We start from the raw sequence: 382 nt of genomic DNA, 5'->3' as shown, positions 1-382 counted from the left end.
TGCTCCTATCCTAGTATTTGGTACATAAATTTCTGAACAGTTGTGCCATAATTAATAAAACAAGATAGGAGCATTCCAATGAAACGATATCAAGATGATTTTAAAGCCAGCATTGTGAAGATGCATCGTGAAGAGAAAAGATCTATTCGCTCGCTTTCCGAGGAATACGGTGTTTCTCCAGCCGCAATTCATAACTGGGTTAAAGGCGCTAAATCAGTTGAGCTAGAAGACGGTACTGAAGTAACGTCCAAAGAATTCAAACAACTTCAAAAGGAAAATCAGCGATTAAAGGAGGAACTTGAAATTTTAAAAGCTGCGGCGGTGTTACTGGGAAAGCATTAGGACGAATTAATTGCCTTGTCTTCATAGAAGATCAGTTATT

General features: G+C 38.2%; 1 pseudogene. It reads left to right on the top strand.

The features are described from left to right. Window positions 1–78: 78 nt before the first annotated feature. Window positions 79–382 (top strand): annotated as a pseudogene (locus FC15_RS02910) (transposase); the annotation flags it as partial.

Origin of the sequence: Lapidilactobacillus concavus DSM 17758 (genome assembly GCF_001435835.1) — a bacterium.
Taxonomy (GTDB): domain Bacteria; phylum Bacillota; class Bacilli; order Lactobacillales; family Lactobacillaceae; genus Lapidilactobacillus; species Lapidilactobacillus concavus.
This window is presented reverse-complemented; position numbering and strand designations above follow the sequence as displayed.